Source organism: Kineosporia babensis (genome assembly GCF_021129305.1).
In the GTDB taxonomy this organism is placed as follows: domain Bacteria; phylum Actinomycetota; class Actinomycetes; order Actinomycetales; family Kineosporiaceae; genus Kineosporia; species Kineosporia babensis.
Genome location: NZ_JAJOMB010000005.1, coordinates 330,665 through 349,546, shown reverse-complemented (window position 1 = coordinate 349,546; position 18,882 = coordinate 330,665). Strand labels below are relative to the sequence as shown.

General features: G+C 69.8%; 17 protein-coding genes. 13 read left to right on the top strand and 4 right to left on the bottom strand.

All coding sequences use genetic code 11. The annotated features are described in order from the left end of the window. The first annotated feature begins 460 nt into the window (after positions 1–460). Together LR394_RS12555 and holA are read left to right on the top strand one after the other, a co-directional pair. A complete protein-coding gene (locus LR394_RS12555; protein WP_231441228.1) occupies positions 461–2,641 on the top strand; it encodes a ComEC/Rec2 family competence protein in 2,181 nt (726 codons plus the stop codon). 568 nt (positions 2,642–3,209) lie between these two features. Continuing rightward, entirely contained in the window at positions 3,210–4,271 is a 1,062-nt protein-coding gene (gene holA, locus LR394_RS12550) for a DNA polymerase III subunit delta (RefSeq protein WP_231441226.1), read from the top strand. Between the two features lie 180 nt (positions 4,272–4,451). Here holA and rpsT read toward each other — a convergent pair whose 3' ends face one another. Further along, entirely contained in the window at positions 4,452–4,718 is a 267-nt protein-coding gene (gene rpsT / locus LR394_RS12545) for a 30S ribosomal protein S20 (RefSeq protein ID WP_231441224.1), read from the bottom strand. A gap of 216 nt (positions 4,719–4,934) precedes the next feature. Between rpsT and lepA the strand changes: the two genes are divergently transcribed. Both lepA and hemW read left to right on the top strand, forming a co-directional pair. Then, on the top strand, positions 4,935–6,779 hold the full coding sequence (lepA, locus tag LR394_RS12540) for a translation elongation factor 4 (RefSeq protein ID WP_231441222.1): 1,845 nt from the start codon (positions 4,935–4,937) through the stop codon (positions 6,777–6,779). 9 nt (positions 6,780–6,788) lie between these two features. Continuing rightward, entirely contained in the window at positions 6,789–8,021 is a 1,233-nt protein-coding gene (hemW, locus tag LR394_RS12535) for a radical SAM family heme chaperone HemW (protein WP_231441220.1), read from the top strand. 136 nt (positions 8,022–8,157) lie between these two features. Here hemW and LR394_RS12530 read toward each other — a convergent pair whose 3' ends face one another. Together LR394_RS12530 and LR394_RS12525 are read right to left on the bottom strand one after the other, a co-directional pair. Then, positions 8,158–8,973: a DUF4870 domain-containing protein gene (locus LR394_RS12530; protein WP_231441217.1), complete on the bottom strand. Its 816-nt coding sequence runs from the start codon at positions 8,971–8,973 to the stop codon at positions 8,158–8,160. Positions 8,974–9,036: 63 nt separating this feature from the next. Continuing rightward, on the bottom strand, positions 9,037–9,939 hold the full coding sequence (locus tag LR394_RS12525) for a DUF3097 domain-containing protein (protein ID WP_407937040.1): 903 nt from the start codon (positions 9,937–9,939) through the stop codon (positions 9,037–9,039). Between the two features lie 191 nt (positions 9,940–10,130). On the opposite strand from LR394_RS12525, the gene hrcA reads away from it, so the two are divergent. From hrcA to era, 9 genes are all read left to right on the top strand, one after another. Continuing rightward, complete coding sequence (gene hrcA, locus LR394_RS12520; protein WP_231441213.1) at positions 10,131–11,150, top strand: heat-inducible transcriptional repressor HrcA; 1,020 nt, start codon at positions 10,131–10,133, stop codon at positions 11,148–11,150. 96 nt (positions 11,151–11,246) lie between these two features. Beyond that, positions 11,247–12,365, top strand: a complete 1,119-nt coding sequence (gene dnaJ, locus LR394_RS12515; protein ID WP_231441211.1) for a molecular chaperone DnaJ — start codon at positions 11,247–11,249, stop codon at positions 12,363–12,365. Positions 12,366–12,459: 94 nt separating this feature from the next. Next, a complete protein-coding gene (locus LR394_RS12510) occupies positions 12,460–13,206 on the top strand; it encodes a 16S rRNA (uracil(1498)-N(3))-methyltransferase (protein ID WP_231441209.1) in 747 nt (248 codons plus the stop codon). Between the two features lie 121 nt (positions 13,207–13,327). Next, positions 13,328–13,612 (top strand): HIT domain-containing protein, encoded by a 285-nt coding sequence (locus LR394_RS12505; RefSeq protein WP_407937039.1) that lies wholly within the window; start codon positions 13,328–13,330, stop codon positions 13,610–13,612. A 144-nt stretch (positions 13,613–13,756) separates the two neighbouring features. Continuing rightward, complete coding sequence (locus tag LR394_RS12500; protein WP_231441204.1) at positions 13,757–14,842, top strand: PhoH family protein; 1,086 nt, start codon at positions 13,757–13,759, stop codon at positions 14,840–14,842. A 72-nt stretch (positions 14,843–14,914) separates the two neighbouring features. Then, on the top strand, positions 14,915–15,376 hold the full coding sequence (gene ybeY, locus LR394_RS12495) for an rRNA maturation RNase YbeY (protein ID WP_231441202.1): 462 nt from the start codon (positions 14,915–14,917) through the stop codon (positions 15,374–15,376). Positions 15,377–15,386: 10 nt separating this feature from the next. Next, positions 15,387–16,706 (top strand): hemolysin family protein, encoded by a 1,320-nt coding sequence (locus LR394_RS12490; protein WP_231441200.1) that lies wholly within the window; start codon positions 15,387–15,389, stop codon positions 16,704–16,706. Continuing rightward, a complete protein-coding gene (locus tag LR394_RS12485) occupies positions 16,703–17,113 on the top strand; it encodes a ribosomal protein L7/L12 (protein ID WP_231441198.1) in 411 nt (136 codons plus the stop codon). The genes LR394_RS12490 and LR394_RS12485 overlap by 4 nt, the downstream gene beginning before the upstream one ends. Continuing rightward, a complete protein-coding gene (gene era / locus LR394_RS12480) occupies positions 17,110–18,027 on the top strand; it encodes a GTPase Era (protein ID WP_231441195.1) in 918 nt (305 codons plus the stop codon). Before LR394_RS12485 ends, era begins: the two co-directional genes overlap by 4 nt. Here the strand turns inward: era and LR394_RS12475 are convergent. Next, on the bottom strand, positions 17,969–18,751 hold the full coding sequence (locus LR394_RS12475) for a VanZ family protein (protein ID WP_231441193.1): 783 nt from the start codon (positions 18,749–18,751) through the stop codon (positions 17,969–17,971). The two genes, era and LR394_RS12475, sit on opposite strands and share 59 nt — an antisense overlap. Between the last annotated feature and the right edge of the window lie 131 nt (positions 18,752–18,882).

Genomic DNA, 18,882 nt, shown 5'->3' with positions numbered 1-18,882 from the left:
ACCTCCTCAGCGGCGGCGGGTTCCGCGGCCTCACCCGGATCTCCGTCTGATTCCCGGTGCGGTCGCGGCCTGGTCAGCCACCTGGGGTGTGCTGCTGCTCCCGGCTCGGACGGTACTGCTGATCGCTGCGGTGCTGGGATTCCTCCTGCTCGCCGGATTGGCGCTTGCAGTTCGGATGTCGCAGCTACCGAGGCTGTCCCGGGCGACAGGATCTCCGCGGTCAGTTCGCCCTTCCAGTTCGTTCGCATTGCCGGAAGCCATGCCGCTCCAGCCTGATGCCCTGGACCTTCGTGCGGGTCGGCGGCGAGGGCGCCGGGTGGCGAACAGTTCGTCCGGCGGTGCTTCAACTCGCTCCAAGGCGAAGCGATCTGGCGGCGTTGTTCAACCGACGGAAGGATTCGGCCGTCGTGGGGCGGGACGGTTCCGGGCTCGAACGCCACCTCAGGCCTGGGGTGTGGGGGTGTTGCTGGTTCTTGCGCTGATCGTTCCGGTGCTGACAGTTGCCGGGTTGCGTCTGCTGCACCGCGAGCGTGATCCGCTCACCACAGCTGCTGAGGCCGGGGCGTCGGTGCGATTCACCGGTCGCATTTCCGGAGATCCGCGTGAGCTGGCCAGTAGTTCCTTCGGCGGTGATCCGCTGTACGTGGTCCGGGTCAAGATGGAACAGCTCGAGGTCCGGCAGAATGTGCTGGACAGCGATGCGCTCCTGGTGGTCTTCGCTTCGGGAGCCTGGGGCGAAGTTGTTGCGGGTCAGCGAGTCACAGCGTTGGCCAGGCTGGAACCGGGTGGCTCCGGGCAACCCGAGGCCGCGATCGCCTTCCCGAGAGGCAAGCCGGTCGTCACCGATCCAGGTTCCTGGCCCTGGCGATTTGCCGAGCATCTGCGCCAAGGGCTGCGGGAAGCCTGTTCTGGGCTGCCCGCCGATGCGCGGGGCCTGCTGCCTGCGCTCGTGGTCGGCGACACCTCCAACCTCGATCCGGAGCTGAAGACCGACCTGCAGGATGCCGGACTGACTCACCTCACGGCCGTAAGTGGCAGCAACGTCAGTATTCTCGCGGTGATCTCGTTCCTGCTCATCGGTGTCGTCAGCAAGAACCGGTACTTGCAGGCCGGAGGCACGGTGCTGGTCATCGCGGGCTTCGTGATCCTCGCCCGGCCCGAGCCGAGTGTGCTGCGGGCCGCCGTGATGGGGGTGCTGGGCCTGGTCGCGGCGTTGCTGGCGCGGCGTGGGGCCGGGGTGCCGATGCTGGCCGCCACCGTGATCGTCCTGCTCGGCGTCGATCCCTGGCTGGCCCGCAGTTTCGGCTTCGCGCTCTCGGTGCTGGCCACTTCTGGCCTTCTGCTGCTGGTTCCGGTCTGGCTGCATCGGCTTCGGCGCTGGCCGCCCGGGCTGGTGGTCGCGCTCGCGGTGCCGGTAGCCGCGCAGGTCACCACCGCGCCGGTGACGATCCTGCTCGATCCGGTGGTCAGCCTGGTCTCGGTACCGGCCAACCTGCTGGCCGACGCCGCGGTGGCACCGGCCACGGTGGCGGGCGTGGCAGCAGCCGCCCTTTCACTGATCTGGCCGGACGGGGCTGCCGCGGTGGCCTGGATCGGAGGCCTGGCCACACAGTGGATCGCCCTGGTGGCTCACCGCGCGGCCGATGTTCCTGCGGGCTCGTTGCCCTGGCCCGGCGGTCTGTTCGGATCAGTGCTGCTGGCCGCGCTGACCCTGCTGTGCTTGAGCCTGCTCATGCGACGGGCCTGGCGCACGGCCGCGCTTCTTCCCCCGGTGGTGGCGGTCTGCCTGATCCTGCCGCGCTGGGTACCGGTGTTCATCGGTGGGGGTGCACCGGACGACTGGCTGGTGGTGCAGTGCGACGTCGGTCAGGGCTCGGCCACCGCCATTCGCAGCGGCCCGGACCGCGCCGTTCTCGTCGACGCCGGTCCGGATCCGGCGCTGGCTGATCGATGCCTGCGCCGACTCGGCGTGCGACACCTCGACATGGTCCTGATCACCCATTTCCATGCCGATCACGCGGCCGGTCTGGAAGGCGCGCTCGGCGGGCGAGGGAGCCCGGTGGTCTTCGTCAGCCCGGTGCCGTTGCCCGACCCGCAGGCCGACGAAGTGACCAGCCTGGCGCAACGAGGACGGGTGATCCCGGTGTCCAGCGAGCTCAGCGGTACCGCGGGTGCTGTTGAATGGCAGGTGAATTGGCGTCTGGTACCGCCTTCGGCCTCCGCGGTTCGGCAAGGGCTTGCGGCCGGCGCCGATCCGGAGGGCGAGGAGATCAACAACGCCAGCGTGGTGCTGTTCGCCCAGGTGCGGGGCGTGCGGATCGCTGCGCTCGGAGATGTCGAGCCCGAGGCCCAACGCGCTCTGCTGCGTACCCTCGGCGCGGTGCCGGGCACGGCCTATCCGGTGGATGTCGTTGTGCTTTCGCACCACGGCTCGGCCAATCAGGAGGAGAAGCTGTACCGATTCCTGCAGCCCAAGGTCGCACTGATCGGGGTGGGGGCGGACAACGACTACGGTCATCCGGCGCCTGGAGCTTTGGACATGCTGAAACGTTTGGGGGCCAAGACTTTCCGTACTGATATCCAGGGCCAGATCGCGATCACCGGCGGGCCGGATGAACTGCGGGCGGTGACTGCCCGGTGATCGTGGTGCCGACAGCGGAAGTGGGTGTTAGGGCCGGTCGTGAAGACGAAAGGTGCTGGCGTTGCACTGTCTTCTCGATGTCGCGAGTTGGGGGATGTCGAGGGTGGTACAGGCGCGGGAACGAGGGTGAGGCGGGGCCGGCAGGCGGCCGGGCTGCCTCGGGCAAGAACACGCGAGACGGGATGGTGGGGCGGGGTGGCGTGTGGTGCCGGGGTGAGGTGACACGGGAACGAGGGTGGTGCCGGACGAGGGCGAAGTGGTTCGGGAACGAGCGTGGTGCCGGGCGAGAGGTGGTGCGGGGACAAGGGCGGTGCCAGGGCGAGGTGGTGCGGGGGCGAGGTGGCGCGGGAACAAGGGCGGTGTCAGGGCGAGGTGGTGCGGGGGCGAGGTGGTGCGGGGGTGAGGTGGTGAGGTGGTGCTGGGGGTGAGGTGGTGCTGGGGATGAGGCAGCGTGGGATGGCTGGTGCGGGGCGGTTGGCGCGGGCCAGGACCAGGACATGAGCGGCGTTATGTGCACTTGGTCCTTGATCCCGATCCGGACCGAAACCGGGCGACTAAGGTTGGGGCCGTGGCAGCAGCAGGAACAGGTCGATCGCGCAGCACGTCGAAATCGGCGTCCAAGTCCGCGTCCAAGTCGACCAGCAAGGCGAAGAACCCGATCGTCACCCCTGACGAGGTCAAGCCTGCTCCGGTGCTGCTGGTCGTCGGGGCCGAGGGCGTGCTGGCCGACCGGGCCGTCGGCAACGTGCTGGCCGCTGCCCGGGCCGCCGATCCGGAGACCGAGGTGGAGCGGATGGAGGCGGCCGGGTACTTGTCCGGCAAGCTCTCCGTGGCCACCAGTCCGTCGTTGTTCGGTGGCGGCAAGGTGGTCGTGCTGGAGAACGTCGAGCAGGCCAACGAGGCGCTGGTCAGCGACGTCACGACCTATCTGAAGGACCCGGCGCAGGAGGCCTGCGTCATCATCCGGCACTCCGGGGCGTTGCGGGCGCGTCCGTTGCTGGAGGCGGCCCGGGCGATCAACGCGCCCGAGGTGCAGTGCCAGCCGATCACCCGGGACGACGAGAAGGTCGAGTTCGCGAACAACGAGTTCCGGCGCGGCGGGCGCAAGATCTCGGCGGCGGCGGTGCGGGCTCTGGTCGACGCGGTGGGCAACGACCTGCGGGAGTTGTGGGCGGCCTGCTCCCAGCTGATGGCCGACGAGGAGAAGGACCGGATCGACGTCGACTCGGTCGAGCGGTACTTCGGCGGCCGGGTCGAGGTCACTGGTTTCAAGGTGGCCGATGCGGCGGTGGCCGGCCACGCGGAGGAGGCGCTGGTGCTGCTGCGTCATGCGTTGGCGACCGGGGCGGACCCGGTGCCGCTGGTGGCGGCCGTGGCGATGAAGGTGCGAGGGCTGGCGAAGGTGTCCGCGGCGGGGCGGGGGGCCTCAGCATCGATGGCCAAGTCGCTGGGGATGGCGCCCTGGCAGATCGACCGGGCCCGGCGTGAGCTCAACGGCTGGAACGAGGAAGGGCTGGCGCGGGCGGTGATGGCGCTTGCGGAGGCGGACGCGGCGGTCAAGGGTGGCGGCCGCGATCCGGTCTACGCGGTGGAGCGGCTCGTGCTGACCGTCGCGCAGAGCCGTCGCTAACTGGTCAACCGGGCGAGATCGGGGCAAGAAAGTCTGCTGGGGACAAACTTTGTTGCCCCGGTCCGGGCGGACCAGGGCGTTGTGAGCGGTGGGCGCCCACAACGTCCTCCATCAAAGCCAAAAACAACGAAACCCCGGCCCTCCCACGAAAGGAGGAACCGGGGAACCGTCAGGAAGAACTCAGGCGCTCAGCTTGGCGACGGCCTGGGCCAGCGCCGACTTGCGGTTGGCGGCCTGGTTCTTGTGGATGACACCCTTGCTCGCGGCCTTGTCCAGCTGCTTGGAAGCAACGGCCAGGGCGGCGGAGGCGGCCGCAGCGTCACCGGAGGCCACGGCCTCACGGGTCTTGCGGACGACGGTACGCAGCTGCGAGTTCACAGCCTTGTTGCGCAGACGGCGCTTCTCGTTGGTGAGGTTGCGCTTCATCTGGGACTTGATGTTTGCCACTGGATCTTCTCTCGCGATCGTCTAAGTCTGGTCAACGGTCTGTAGGCACACCGGCAGCACCCAAGGGGCTGGGCGCAGACCTATCAGGCTACCAGCCGGGGGCAGCGGCCCTGACCAAAGCAATGGATGCGGGGAACCGGCCCGGGACGTGGGACGATGGAGAGTCCGAGCAGTTCCGTCGAGCCACACGAACGAGGTAGCGCAGCAGTGTCTCCGATGGCCCACACGGCGCCCGAGCCGTCCGCCACCGCTCCGGAACTGATCCGGAACTTCAGCATCATCGCCCACATCGACCACGGTAAGTCGACCCTGGCCGACCGGATGCTGCAGCTCACCGGCGTCGTCGAGGCCCGGCAGATGCGCGCGCAGTACCTCGACCGGATGGACATCGAGCGTGAGCGCGGCATCACGATCAAGTCCCAGGCCGTGCGGATGCCCTGGGAAGAGGACGGCGTCGCCTACGCCCTCAACATGATCGACACGCCCGGCCACGTCGACTTCACCTACGAGGTCTCCCGGTCGCTGGCCGCCTGTGAGGGTGCCGTGCTGCTGGTCGACGCCGCGCAGGGGATCGAGGCGCAGACCCTGGCCAACCTGTACCTGGCGATGGAGAACGACCTCACCATCATCCCGGTGCTGAACAAGATCGACCTGCCCGCGGCTCAGCCGGAGAAGTACGCCGAGGAGCTGGCCAAGCTGATCGGCTGCGAGCCGGAGGACTGCCTGAAGGTCTCCGGCAAGACCGGCGTCGGCGTGGACGCGCTGCTGGCCCAGATCGTCAAGCAGGTCCCGGCCCCGGTCGGCGACCCGGACGCCCCGGCCCGGGCGATGATCTTCGACTCGGTGTACGACACCTACCGCGGTGTCGTCACCTACGTCCGGGTGATCGACGGCATGCTGCACCCGCGTGAGCGGATCGCCCTGATGTCCACCAAGACAACGCACGAGCTCCTGGAGATCGGCGTCAGCTCCCCCGAGCCGATGCCGACCAAGGGCCTGGGCGTCGGCGAGGTGGGATACCTGATCACCGGTGTGAAGGACGTGCGCCAGTCCAAGGTCGGCGACACCGTCACCAACAACGCCAAGCCGGCCAAGGAGGCGCTCGAGGGTTACCGCGAGCCGCTGCCGATGGTCTTCTCCGGCCTGTTCCCGATCGACGGTTCGGACTACGGCCCGCTGCGCGAGGCCCTGGACAAGCTCAAGCTGAGCGACGCCGCGCTGGTCTACGAGCCGGAGTCGTCGGTGGCCCTGGGCTTCGGTTTCCGCTGCGGTTTCCTCGGTCTGCTGCACCTGGAGATCGTCCGCGAGCGGCTGGAGCGCGAGTTCGGCCTGGACCTGATCTCCACCGCCCCCAACGTCATCTACGAGGTGACGATGGAGGACGGCACCGAGATCACCGTGACCAACCCGTCCGAGTTCCCGGGTGGCAAGATCAGCGAGGTGCGCGAGCCGATCGTGCGGGCCACCATGCTGGCGCCGTCGGAGTACATCGGCTCGATCATGGAGCTGTGCCAGGAACGGCGCGGTTCGCTGCGCGGGATGGACTACCTGTCCGAGGACCGGGTGGAGATGCGGTACACGCTGCCGCTCGCCGAGATCGTCTTCGACTTCTTCGACCAGCTGAAGTCCCGGACCAAGGGCTACGCCTCGCTGGACTACGACACCGACGGCGAGCAGGTGGCCAAGCTGGTCAAGGTCGACATCCTGTTGCAGGGCGAGGCGGTGGACGCGTTCAGCACGATCGTGCACGCGGACAAGGCCTACTCCTACGGCGTGATGATGACCGGCAAGCTGCGCAAGCTGATCCCGCGCCAGCAGTTCGAGGTGCCGATCCAGGCCGCGATCGGGGCCCGGATCATCGCCCGCGAGAACATCAGCGCGATCCGCAAGGACGTGCTGGCCAAGTGCTACGGCGGTGACATCAGCCGGAAGCGCAAGCTGCTGGAGAAGCAGAAGGAAGGCAAGAAGCGGATGAAGATGGTCGGCCGGGTGGAGGTGCCGCAGGAGGCCTTCATCGCCGCGCTGTCCAGCGACACCCCGACCGGGGAACGGAAGAAGTAGCGCTCCGGTATGGCTGGTCCTCCTCCCGACGGTGAACCTGCGCCGCTCGACGGTTCGCTGCCGGCCTCCGCTGCGCGGGGGTCGGCCGAGCGGGCTTTCGGTGTGTACCTGCACGTTCCGTTCTGCGCGGTGCGTTGCGGGTACTGCGATTTCAACACCTACACCGCGAAAGAGCTGGGCGGTGGGGCGAGTCAGGCTGCCTACGCGGGGACGGCCGTCCAGGAGCTGTCTTTCGCGGCCGGAGTGCTCGATCGGGCCGGGGTAGCGTCGCGGCGGGTCTCCACCGTGTTCATCGGCGGGGGTACACCAACTCTGCTGCCCGCCGGGGATCTTGCCCTTCTGATCGCCGGTGTGCGTGACAGTTTCGGTCTGGTGGACGGCGCCGAGGTCACGGTCGAGGCCAATCCCGACTCGGTGACGCCGGATTCGCTGGCGGCACTCGCCACAGCGGGGGTAACGCGGGTTTCGTTCGGCATGCAGTCGCAGGTACGGCACGTGCTCGCTGTGCTGGATCGCACGCACGACCCCAAGCGCATTCCGGACGTAGTGCGCTGGGCCCGTGACGTGGGCCTCTCGGTGAGCCTGGACCTGATCTACGGCACCCCGGGGGAGAGCCTGGACGACTGGCGCGCGAGCCTCGAAGCGGCGCTGGCCTGCGAGCCGGACCACCTTTCGGCGTACGCGCTGGTGGTGGAGGACGGCACGCGGCTGGCCGCCCGGGTGCGGCGCGGTGAGGTGAAGGCGCCGGACGACGACGATGAGGCGGACAAGTACGAGCTGGCCGACGAGCTGATCTCGGCCGCCGGGCTGACCTGGTACGAGGTCAGCAACTGGGCGCGTACCCCCGCCGATGCCTGCCAGCACAACCTCGCTTACTGGCGGGGGGACGATTGGTGGGGGGTAGGTCCGGGCGCGCACTCGCACGTGGGCGGGGTGCGTTGGTGGAATGTGCGGCACCCCAGCACTTATGCCGCACGGGTGGAGGCCGGGCAGAGTCCTGCGCAGGGGCGTGAGGTGCTCGACGCCGACGCCCGTCAGCTCGAAGAGGTGTTGCTGCGGTCCCGATTGCGCGAGGGTCTTCCGCTGAAAGATGCCGGGTTGCACGGTGAACCGGGCATTGTGCTGGGCGAGGTGCTGGCCCGCGGGCTGGTCGAGCCGGAGCCGGCCGAGCGGGGCACGGTGGTGCTGACCCGCCAGGGCCGGCTGCTGGCGGATGCGGTCGTGCGGGCTCTCCTGCCCTGAAAGAGCTTTCAAGCAGAGGACGTTGTGCGCGAGGCGCGCTGAGAGCGTCCTTTGGTTTTCAAAAGTGAGTTTCAACCGCCCGGACGCTTGTGCGCAAGGCGCGCACGAGCGTCCCGGCGGTTTCTCAAAGGCCCGATCAGTCGATGAAGCGGCGGGTGAACGGGTACTTGTAGTGGTCTCCGCGGAGGGCGGCCACCCCGCCCAGCGAACCGAACAGCGCCGAGGCCAGCCAGACCAGCAACGTGAAACCGTCGAGGATCGGCAGGGCGTCGATGAGCGACGCGGCCACGAAGGCGATCAGGACGCAGATCTGGAAGTTGATCGCCTCCAGCGCCTGTTCCTTGATGTAGGCGCTGCGGTCCTTGTAGCTGGCGTAGATCGCGACCGCCGGGATCAGCGGGGCGACCGGGATCCAGGCCAGCCAACCGCCGAGATGAGCGCCGGCGGCCCACTGATTGACCTGCTTCTTGGTCAACGGAGGCAGGGGAGCCGGGGGAGCCGGGGGAGCCGGGGGAGCCGAGGGTGCAGGGGGAGCCGAGGGAGTCGGGGGAGCCGAGGGCGCAGGGGGCATCGGGGGTGTTGAGGGCGGCGGTGGGGCCGGCTCCTCAGCGGAAGGAGAACTGCTGGGCTGCCAGCTGAAACCGTCCGTAGATTGCGCACCCTCGCTGTACTGTCGGCCCTGCTGTGTCCAAGGGTTCGGCCCACCCATGCTGGAGGGGCGCTCGTCCAGATCCTGGCCGGGGATGATCGGCGTGTACTGGGTCGACTGCTCGCCCTGCGAGTACCCCGGCGCGCCGTAACCAGGCGGCGGCGGGGGAGGATTCGGCGCAGCGCCGTGCGGGCCCGCATCCCCGTAGACCGGACCGGTCGGCCGGCCCTCGTCCGCCTGGTTGTTCTGTGCGTTCACGTCCTGCTTCCCACCGGGTTCGGGATCGTCCTGCCGTCGGCTCATCGCTCAGCCCCTTTCGGCGTGCCGTCGAAGATCAGAACGGGCGAGGACCGCACAACGATCCGCTCAGCGGTCCTCGGCGTCCCCGGTGACGAAGTCGATGAGTTCCTCGACCCGGCCGAGCAGGTCCGGCTCCAGGTCGGCGAAGCTGTTCACCGAGGCCAGGATGCGCTGCCAGCCCTCGGCCACGTCCGCCTGCTCGGCGTGCGGCCAGCCGAGCGCTTCGAGCACCCCCTCCTTCCAGGGCAGCCCGCGCGGCACCACCGGCCAGGCCGGGATGCCCAGGCACTTCGGGCGGACCGCCTGCCAGACGTCGACGAACGGATGCCCCACCACCAGCACGTGCTCCCGGGCGCCCGGGACCCGGGTGACCGCCGCCGCCTCGTGCCACTCCTTGCTGCCCGCCACCAGATGGTCGACCAGGATGCCGAGCCGCCGCCCCGGCCCGGGCCCGAAGTCCGCGACCGCCTCGGCCAGGTCGTCGACCCCGTGCAGCGGCACCACCACGACGCCCTCGACCCGCAGGTCATGGCCCCAGATCTTCTCCACCAGCTCGGCGTCGTGCTTGCCCTCGACCAGGATCCGCGAGGCCCGGGCCACCCGCGCCCGGTGGTCCTTCACCACCCGGGAACCGGAGGCGGTCCGCAGCACACCCGGCTTCGAGGCTCCACCGGGCTGGGGCGCCACCAGTTGCACCGCCACGCCGTCCACCCAGAATCCCGGCCCGAGCGGGAACGAGCGCAGCTTGCCCTTGCGGTCCTCCAGCACCACCAGATGCATTCCGCCGCTCTTCTCGGTGCGCACCACCGCGCCCACGAAGCCGGTCTCGACCTCTTCCACCACCAGGCCGGGCTCCGCCGCCTCCGCCCTGAGCTGGGGTTTCTTCCGGGCGTTGGCCAGCACGTCACCCGTGTAGCGATCGCCCGAGGACGAGCCTGAGACCTGCGGAGGGCGGGCCGAACCGGGCATCCTGGGCAGACTGGGAACCATGGCGCGACCGTAGCCAGCCACCGGTTCGAGACCTAGCCGACCCGCCGGAGACACACATGGGTGCCGCAAGGGTCGTAAACTGGCACTCCAGCGGTGTGAGTGCCAGGGTTTCCCGGTTGCCGGGAACTGGCGTCGCATCGTGACCCAACATGACAGGAGAGGTGGGTGGCATGAGCGAGGAACGTAAGCTCGCCGTGCTGCGCGCGATCGTCGAGGACTACGTCGAGACGCGCGAGCCGGTGGGTTCCCGCGCCCTGGTCGAACGGCACTCGCTCGGGGTCTCGCCCGCCACCATCCGCAACGACATGGCTGCGCTGGAGGACGAGGGCTACATCGCCCAGCCGCACACCAGCGCCGGGCGGGTGCCCACGGACAAGGGCTACCGGATGTTCGTCGACCGGCTCAGCGGGGTGAAACCGCTGTCCCCGGCCGAGAAGCGGGCGATCCAGACGCTGCTGGACGGCGCGGTCGACCTGGACGACGTGGTGACCCGCACCACCCGGCTGCTGGCCCAGCTGACCCGGCAGGTCGCGGTGGTGCAGTACCCGTCGCTGAGCCGCTCCACGGTGCGCCACGTCGAGCTGGTGGCGCTGGAGGGTGGCCGGCTGCTGGTCATCCTGATCACCAACACCGGCCGGGTCGAGCAGCGGATGGTGCCGCTGAACGGCGATCCGGCCGAGAGCGTCCTGGCCGCGCTGCGCTCCCGGCTGAACCAGGCGGTCGCCGGGCGGCGACTGGCCGAGGTCCGGGCGCTGATCGCCGATCTCGCCGAGCAGTTCGCCCCTGCGGACCGGCCCCTGGTCCGGGCCGTGATCGAGGCCCTGGAAGACTCTCTGGACATCGAGCGCGAGGAGCGCATCGTGCTGGCCGGCACGGCCAACCTGGCCCGGCACGGCCCGGACTTCGTGCTGAGCATCGGCCCGGTGCTCGAGGCCATCGAGGAACACGTGGTACTGCTGAAGCTGCTCACCGAGATGGGCGACGGCGCCGGTGGCGTGGGCGTGCTGATCGGCAGCGAGACCGCTCACACCGGCCTGCAGGAAGCCTCGGTGGTCTCCAGCGGTTACGCCTCGCAGGGAGAGGTCGTGGCCCGCCTGGCCGTGCTCGGCCCGACCCGGATGGACTACGCCAACAACATGGCGGCCGTACGCGCGGTCGCCCGCTACGTCTCCCGGATCCTGGCATCGTGATCCATCCTGGGAGCCGGGCCGGCCCGTGACGGGCGCCGATTCCCGAAACCTGACCGCACCCTTTCATTGCACCGATCTGGAGAGAACATCACCGCCGTGAGCGATTACTACGAGGTGCTCGGGGTTTCCCGGACGGCCAGCCCCGAGGAGATCAAGAAGGCGTACCGCAAGCTGGCCCGCCAGCTGCATCCGGACGTCAACCCCAGCGAGGAGGCCTCGGAGCGGTTCAAGGAGGTCGGCCGCGCCTACGAGGTGCTGTCCAGCCCGGAGAAGCGGCAGGCCTACGACAACGGCGGCGACCCCAACGGCTCCGGCGGGTTCGGGGCGGGATTCGGCTTCACCGACATCTTCGAGACGTTCTTCGGCGGGGCCGGGGGCGGGGCCGCCCGGGGTCCGCTGCCGCGTCAGCGCCGCGGCCAGGACGCCCTGATCCGGATCGAGATCGACCTGTCCGAGGCGGCCTTCGGCGGCCAGCGCGAGCTGCAGCTCGACACCGCCGTGGTCTGCCCGGTCTGCTCCGGCAGCTGCTGCCAGCCCGGTACCCAGCCGCAGATCTGTGACGTCTGCAAGGGCCGGGGCCAGACCCAGCGGGTGGCCCGCTCGTTCCTCGGCCAGGTGATGACCACCCAGGCGTGCGTCGCCTGCCAGGGCTTCGGCACCGTCATCCCCAGCCCCTGCCTGGAGTGCTCCGGCGAGGGCCGGGTGCGCTCGCGTCGCAGCCTGACCATCAAGGTCCCGGCCGGCGTCGAGACCGGTACCCGGATCCAGCTCTCCGGCCAGGCCGAGATCGGCCCGGGCGGTGGCCCGGCCGGTGACCTGTACGTCGAGATCGTCGAGAGCCAGCACGCGGTGTTCACCCGGCGCGGCGACGACATCCACTGCACCGTCGAGGTCCCGATGACCGCGGCCGCGCTGGGTACCACGATCCAGCTGGAGACCCTCGACGGCACCGAGAACTTCGAGGTCCGTTCCGGGGCCCAGGCCGGCGAGGCCACCACCATGCGCGGGCTCGGCGTCACCCACCTGCGCGGCGGTGGCCGGGGCGACCTGGTCGTGCACCTGGCCGTGGTGACCCCGATCAAGCTCGACGAGCAGCAGGAGGAACTGCTGCGGCAGTTCGCCAAGCTGCGCGGTGAGGACCGTCCGGCGGGCCGGATGACCCCGGTGCACACCAGCGTGTTCTCCAAACTGCGCGACCGCTTCTCGGGCCGTTGAGTCGTTCACTGCTGGAGGACGTCCTCTGGCTTGAGGACGTTTGCGGGCTGCGGTTGGGTCGGGCGGTCATGGGCCGCGATGTGAAGGCGGGATCATGACGTTGCCCCGGTTCTTCGCCGAGGAGGGCGCGCTCACCGGGGTAGTGCCCGATGCCGCCCTGGTGCTGGGCGGTGACGAGGCCCGGCACGCGGTGGCGGTGCGCCGGATCCGGGCCGGCGAGACGGTCGAGATCGCCGACGGCTCCGGCACGGTGGCCCGCTGCGAGGTCACCGCGGCCGTGAAGGAACGGCTGGACCTGCGGGTCGGCTCGGTGCAGCGGTTCGAGGCCCCGGCCCTGCGCTTCGGCCTGGTCCAGGCCCTGGCCAAGGGCGGGCGGGACGAGCAGGCGGTGGAGACCGCCACCGAGGTGGGCATCGATCTGGTGCTGCCGTGGCAGGCCGCGCGCAGCGTTTCCCGCTGGGAAGGGCCCAAGATCGCGAAGAACGAGAAGCGCTGGGCCACGATCGCCCGGGAGGCGGCGAAACAGTCCCGCCGCCCGCGGATTCCGGCGCTGGAACCGCTGCGCGGCACTGCGGACCTGGCCCGGCGGCTGGCCGAGGCCGACCTGGCGATGGTGCTGCACGAAGACGCCGAGACGCCGCTGGTCGAGGTGAAGCTGCCCGACGCGGGCGAGGTGCTGCTGGTGGTCGGACCCGAGGGCGGGATCGGCGAGCAGGAGCTGGCTGTGCTCACCGATGCCGGGGCGATGCCGGTCCGGCTCGGCCCCGAGGTGCTGCGGACCTCCTCGGCCGGCCCGGTGGCTCTGGGGTACCTCGCTGCGGTCTCCGGTCGCTGGGCCTGAGCACGGACAAATGCCGGCCGGTCTGAAAACCGGTCTGGCTGTTCCGCGATAGCGTTCCGGTGTGAGCGCTGACCCGGACTGCCTGTTCTGCAAGATCGTCGCCGGTGATCTGCCGTCGGACATGGTGTATCGCGGTGACCGGGTGGTCGCCTTCCGCGACATCAAGCCCGCCGCCCCCACCCACATCCTGGTGGTGCCGGTGGACCATCATCCCGACGTGGTGCAGCTGGCGGCCAAGGACGAGCCCCTGCTGACCGAGCTGGTCACCGTGGCCGGGGAGATCGCCAAGGCCGAGGCCGGGGGCGAGTTCCGGCTGCTGTTCAACACCGGGGCCGCGGCCGGCCAGACGGTCTTCCACGTGCACGGCCACATCCTGGCCGGGGAAATCACCGGCCTCACCGCCTGACCTGCCGCCCGGCCGCCCGGTGAATCGAATTCGGGCGGAAATGGGGGAGCCGCGGAATGGGCGTGCGAGCTACGATCGTTGCCGTAGAGGCTGCCGATCAGCAGGTAGCGAGCCGAACCCGGAAGGCGGGCGCAACCCCAGCTCATGACGGAACCGAAGAACGCTCCGCAGAAGGCGGCGGAGGCCGTCCACCGGATCGTCGTGCCGGCCGAGGTCAACATGGTGGCTCTGCTGGGAACCCGGGACGAGGTTCTGCGGGCCCTCGAGCGCGCCTTCGGCCGGGCCGACGTGCACGTGCGCGGCAACGAGATCACCGTCTCCGGCCCGTTCGGTGAGGTCGCCCTGGTGGAGCGGCTGATCGACGAGCTCCTCGCGGTCGTCGCCTCCGGCCAAGCCCTCACCCCCGACGCGGTCGAGCGCTCGATCAAGATGCTGCGCCAGCAGACCGCCGAGCGCCCGGCCGACGTGCTCACCCTCAACATCCTCAGCAACCGCGGCCGCACGATCCGGCCCAAGACGCTGAACCAGAAGCGCTACGTCGACGCGATCGACGAGCACACGGTGGTCTTCGGGATCGGCCCGGCCGGTACCGGCAAGACCTACCTGGCGATGGCCAAGGCCGTGCAGGCGCTGCAGGCCAAGCAGGTCAACCGGATCATCCTGACCCGGCCCGCGGTCGAGGCGGGGGAGCGGCTGGGCTTCCTGCCCGGCACGCTGACCGAGAAGATCGACCCGTACCTGCGGCCGCTGTACGACGCGCTGCACGACATGCTCGACCCCGACTCGATCCCGCGGCTGATGGCGGCGGGCACGATCGAGGTGGCGCCGCTGGCCTACATGCGCGGGCGGACGCTGAACGACGCCTTCATCATTCTCGACGAGGCGCAGAACACCTCGCCCGAGCAGATGAAGATGTTCCTGACCCGGCTCGGTTTCCAGTCCAAGATCGTGGTCACCGGTGACGTCACCCAGGTCGACCTGCCCAGCGGTACGCAGTCCGGCCTGCGCGTGGTGCAGGACATCCTGGAGGGTGTGGAGGACATCCATTTCGCCAGGCTGACCAGCACCGACGTGGTGCGGCACCGGCTGGTCGGGGAGATCGTCGAGGCCTACGGCCGCTGGGACGTGGAGCAGCAGATCAGCCAGGAGCGGCCCGGGCCGCGCCAGCCCCAGGACCGGATGGCGCCGCAGAACCGGATGGAGCGGCGCAGCCACCGCACCGGTCGCTGAGCACGGGTGCCCCGGCCGCCGCCGATCGGGGCGGTGGCCGGACCACACCCGGCGATGCGAGACAATGCCCAGGTGAGCATCGAGGTCAACAACGAGAGCGGCGTCGCCGTCGACGAGGCGGAAGTGGCGTCGCTGGCGCGCAGCGTGCTCGACGCGATGCGCGTGCACCAGCAGGCCGAACTGTCGATCGTGATGGTCGACGAGCCCTCGATGGAACAGCTGCACGTGCAGTGGATGGACGAGCCGGGCCCGACCGACGTGCTGTCCTTCCCGATGGACGAACTGCGCCCGGGCAAGGACGACGAGGACCCGGAACCCGGTCTGCTCGGTGACATCGTGCTGTGCCCGCAGGTGGCGCAGAAGCAGGCCCGGGTGGCGGGTCACTCCTTCGAGGAGGAGCTGCTGCTCCTGACCACGCACGGCATCCTGCACCTGCTCGGCTACGACCACGCCGAGCCCGAGGAGGAGAAGGAGATGTTCGGCCTGCAGCGCAAGCTCCTGCTCACCTTCCTCGCCACCCGCGGCAAGGGCTGAGGTCCGCCGGATGGTCGGTCTGGTCTTCCTCGCGATCGTTCTCACCGTCGTGGCCGGTCTGGCCGCGGCGTCCGAGGCCGCGCTCTCGCGGATCGGCCGATCGCACGCGGCAGACCTGCAGACCCAGGGCCGGCGCGGGGCGGCGGCCGTGGTCAAGGTGGCCGACAGCCCGGCGCCGGTGCTCAGCGTGGCCACTCTGCTGCGGGTGGTCGCCGAGGTCGGCGCGGTGGTGGCCGTCACCTTCGCCACCATCCGGGTTCTGGGCCTGCACTGGCCTTCCGGCCTGGTCGCCGGGCTGATCATGGCCGGGGCGTCGTTCGTCATGGTCGGAGTCGGCCCGCGCACCCTGGGCCGGCAGTACGCCGAGAACGTGGCCCTGGTGGTGGCCCCGCCGCTGGTCGCGCTGACCACCGTGCTGGCCCCGCTGACCCGTCTGCTGGTGCTGATCGGCAATGCGGTCACCCCCGGCAGCGGGCTGCGCGACGGGCCGTTCGCCTCCGAGGCCGAGCTGCGCCAGTACGTGGACATCGCCCAGGAGAGCCAGCTGATCGAGCTGGGCGAGCAGAAGATGATCCACTCGGTCATCGACCTGGGCGACACCCTGGCCCGGGAGGTCATGGTGCCGCGCACCGACGTGGTCTCAGTCGAGCGGGACCGGAATCTGCACGATGCGATGTCGCTGTTCCTGCGCTCCGGGTTCTCCCGGGTGCCGGTGGTCGGTGGCGGCCTGGACGACCCGGTCGGCATCCTCTACCTGAAGGACGTGGCCCGGCGGATGCACGAGCACCCCGACGCCGGCCTGACCCAGCGGGTCGAGTCGATCATGCGGCGCCCGGTCTTCGTGCCCGACAGCAAGCCGGTGGACGCGCTGCTGCGGGAGATGCAGCACGCAGGTCACGCGGCGATCGTGGTGGACGAGTACGGCGGCACGGCCGGCCTGGTCACCATCGAGGACATCCTGGAGGAGATCGTCGGGGAGATCGCCGACGAGTACGACCAGGCGGAGGCCGAGGTGGAGAACCTGCCGGACGGCCGGCACCGGGTCAGCTCCCGGATGCACCTGGACGAGCTGGGCGAGCTGTTCGGGGTGGAGATCGAGGACGAGGAGGTCGACACCGTGGGCGGTCTGCTGTCCAAGGGCCTGGGCCGGGTGCCGATCGCCGGCTCCACCACGGCGGTGCAGGGTCTCCTGCTCACCGCCGACACCTTCGAGGGGCGGCGGCACAACCTGGCCACCGTCCTGGTCGGCCGCGATGACGAAGCGCGGGCCGGCAACGATCACGAGCGCGCCGAGGACCGTGCGGCGGCGGAGGGAAGCCAGACCCGATGACCAGGCAGAAAACCCTTGTGGTGCTGCTGAACGCCGCACTGATCATGATCTTCCTGACCGCGGCGCTGCGTGGTGGCTGGTGGCTGCTCCTGGTGCTGCTGACGCTGTCCCCGGCCTGGCGGATCTACCGGGTCTACCGTCCGGGCGGCCCGGCCCGGGTGGCCGAACGCTTCACCGAGCCCGGCCGGCACCGGGTCGTGCTCCAGGTCGCCGGATCGAGCCCGGTTGCGGTCGTGCGCGAGCTGCGCCGCACCACCGGCCTGGACCTTCAGGCCTCGATGCAGCTGATCAAGGAGGCCCCGGTCGTGGTCCGGGAGAACCTCAGCGAGTCCAGCGCCGGCCTGGTCGTCGACCACCTGCAGAAGGCCGGGGCACGAGCCGTGGCCGCACCCATCGGAGAACAGTGACAGCCAAGAAGAGCACCGCCCATCGTTCAGGGTTCGCCTGCCTGGTCGGCCGGCCCAACGCCGGTAAGTCCACCCTGACGAACGCGCTGGTCGGCGAGAAGATCGCGATCACCTCGGACCGGCCGCAGACCACCCGGCACACGATCCGGGGGATCATCCACCGGCCCGACGCCCAGCTCGTCCTGGTCGACACCCCGGGTCTGCACCGCCCCCGCACCCTGCTCGGCGAGCGGCTGAACGACCTGGTCCGCGAGACGCTGCTGGAGGTCGACGTGGTCGGCTTCTGCCTGCCCGCCGACGAGAAGATCGGCCCGGGTGACAAGTTCATCGCCGCCGAGCTGAAGGAACTGCGCCGCACCCCCATCGTCGCCATCGTCACCAAGGCGGACAAGGTCAAGCCGCAGCGGCTGGCCGAGCACCTGCTCGAGGTGCAGGAGCTGATGGAGTCGAACGACATCATCCCGGTCTCCGCGGTCGACGGCTTCCAGGTCGACGCCCTCACCGACGTCCTGATGGGGCACCTGCCGGAGGGCCCGCGGATGTACCCGGACGACGAGCTCACCGACGAGCCCGAGAACGTGATGATCGCCGAGCTGGTGCGCGAGGCCGCGCTGGAGGGTGTGCGCGACGAGCTGCCGCACAGCCTGGCCGTGGTGGTCGAGGAGGTCAGCGAGCGTGAGGGCCGCCCGGCCAGCGCTCCGCTGCTCGACGTGCACGTGCTGCTCTACGTCGAGCGCGACAGCCAGAAGGCGATCGTGATCGGCCGCGGAGGAAGCCGCCTGCGTGAGGTCGGGACCAAGGCCCGCAAGGAGATCGAGGCTCTGCTGGGTACCCGGATCCACCTGGACATCCGGGTCAAGGTCGCCAAGGACTGGCAGCGTGACCCCAAGCAGATGCAGCGTCTGGGCTTCTGACGATCGGTGGGGCCGGCAGCGGCTCGCCCGGGACCCGGAGCATCACCCCGATCCCGGCGGGCCGGGTGTCCGCCGAGCGGGGGTAAGCAGGTTCGTCGGTGGGCGGGTCGACGTCCACTACTTGCCCTTGCGCCCAGGAACCGAGCCGCCCCGAGCGGGCGACCCGGACGACAACCACGCCCAGCACGGCGCCGATCAACCCGCCCAGGCCGTTGGTGATCACGTCGTCGATGTCGGTGGCGCGGCTGTAGATCGGCAGCTGCAGCAGCTCCACGCCGATCGAGACCAGGGTCGCCAGCGCCGCGCACAGCAGCATCCAGCGGCGCAACGCCAGGTACAGGAACAGGCCCAAAGGAATGAACATGGCCACGTTTCCGCCGAGGTAGATCAGGAAGTCGGCGGCGTCGTGGGTGTAACGCCGTAGCGTGCCGAACGGTTCGAGCTGCAGGTGCCCGGGACTGGTCGCGCCGGCCCGCCGGGTGAGCGTGCTGATCGCGATCACCCCCAGCGTGCCGGCCACCAGGCACAGCGCCCAGACCTGCATTCCGCGAACCGGTTTGCGATTGCGCAGCAGCAGCGCGATCCCCAGGGCCGCGCCGGCCACCAGGAAATCGAGCAGGAGCTGGGCACCGAAGCTGCCGCCGAACTTCAGGGCACTCGAGAACCAGTACCCGTCGGCCGCAACCGGCGCGATGGCGTTGAGAGAGGCGTTCAGGAAGGCCACCGCAGCATGATGAGCAGGCGGCACTGAGAAGGCGCTGAGGCAAACACCGATGGCGCAGTTCCCGGACGGGCTCGATTGTTGCCCGGGCCCGGCGCCCATGTATCGTGTCGATCGTGCGTTCGGAGCTTCTC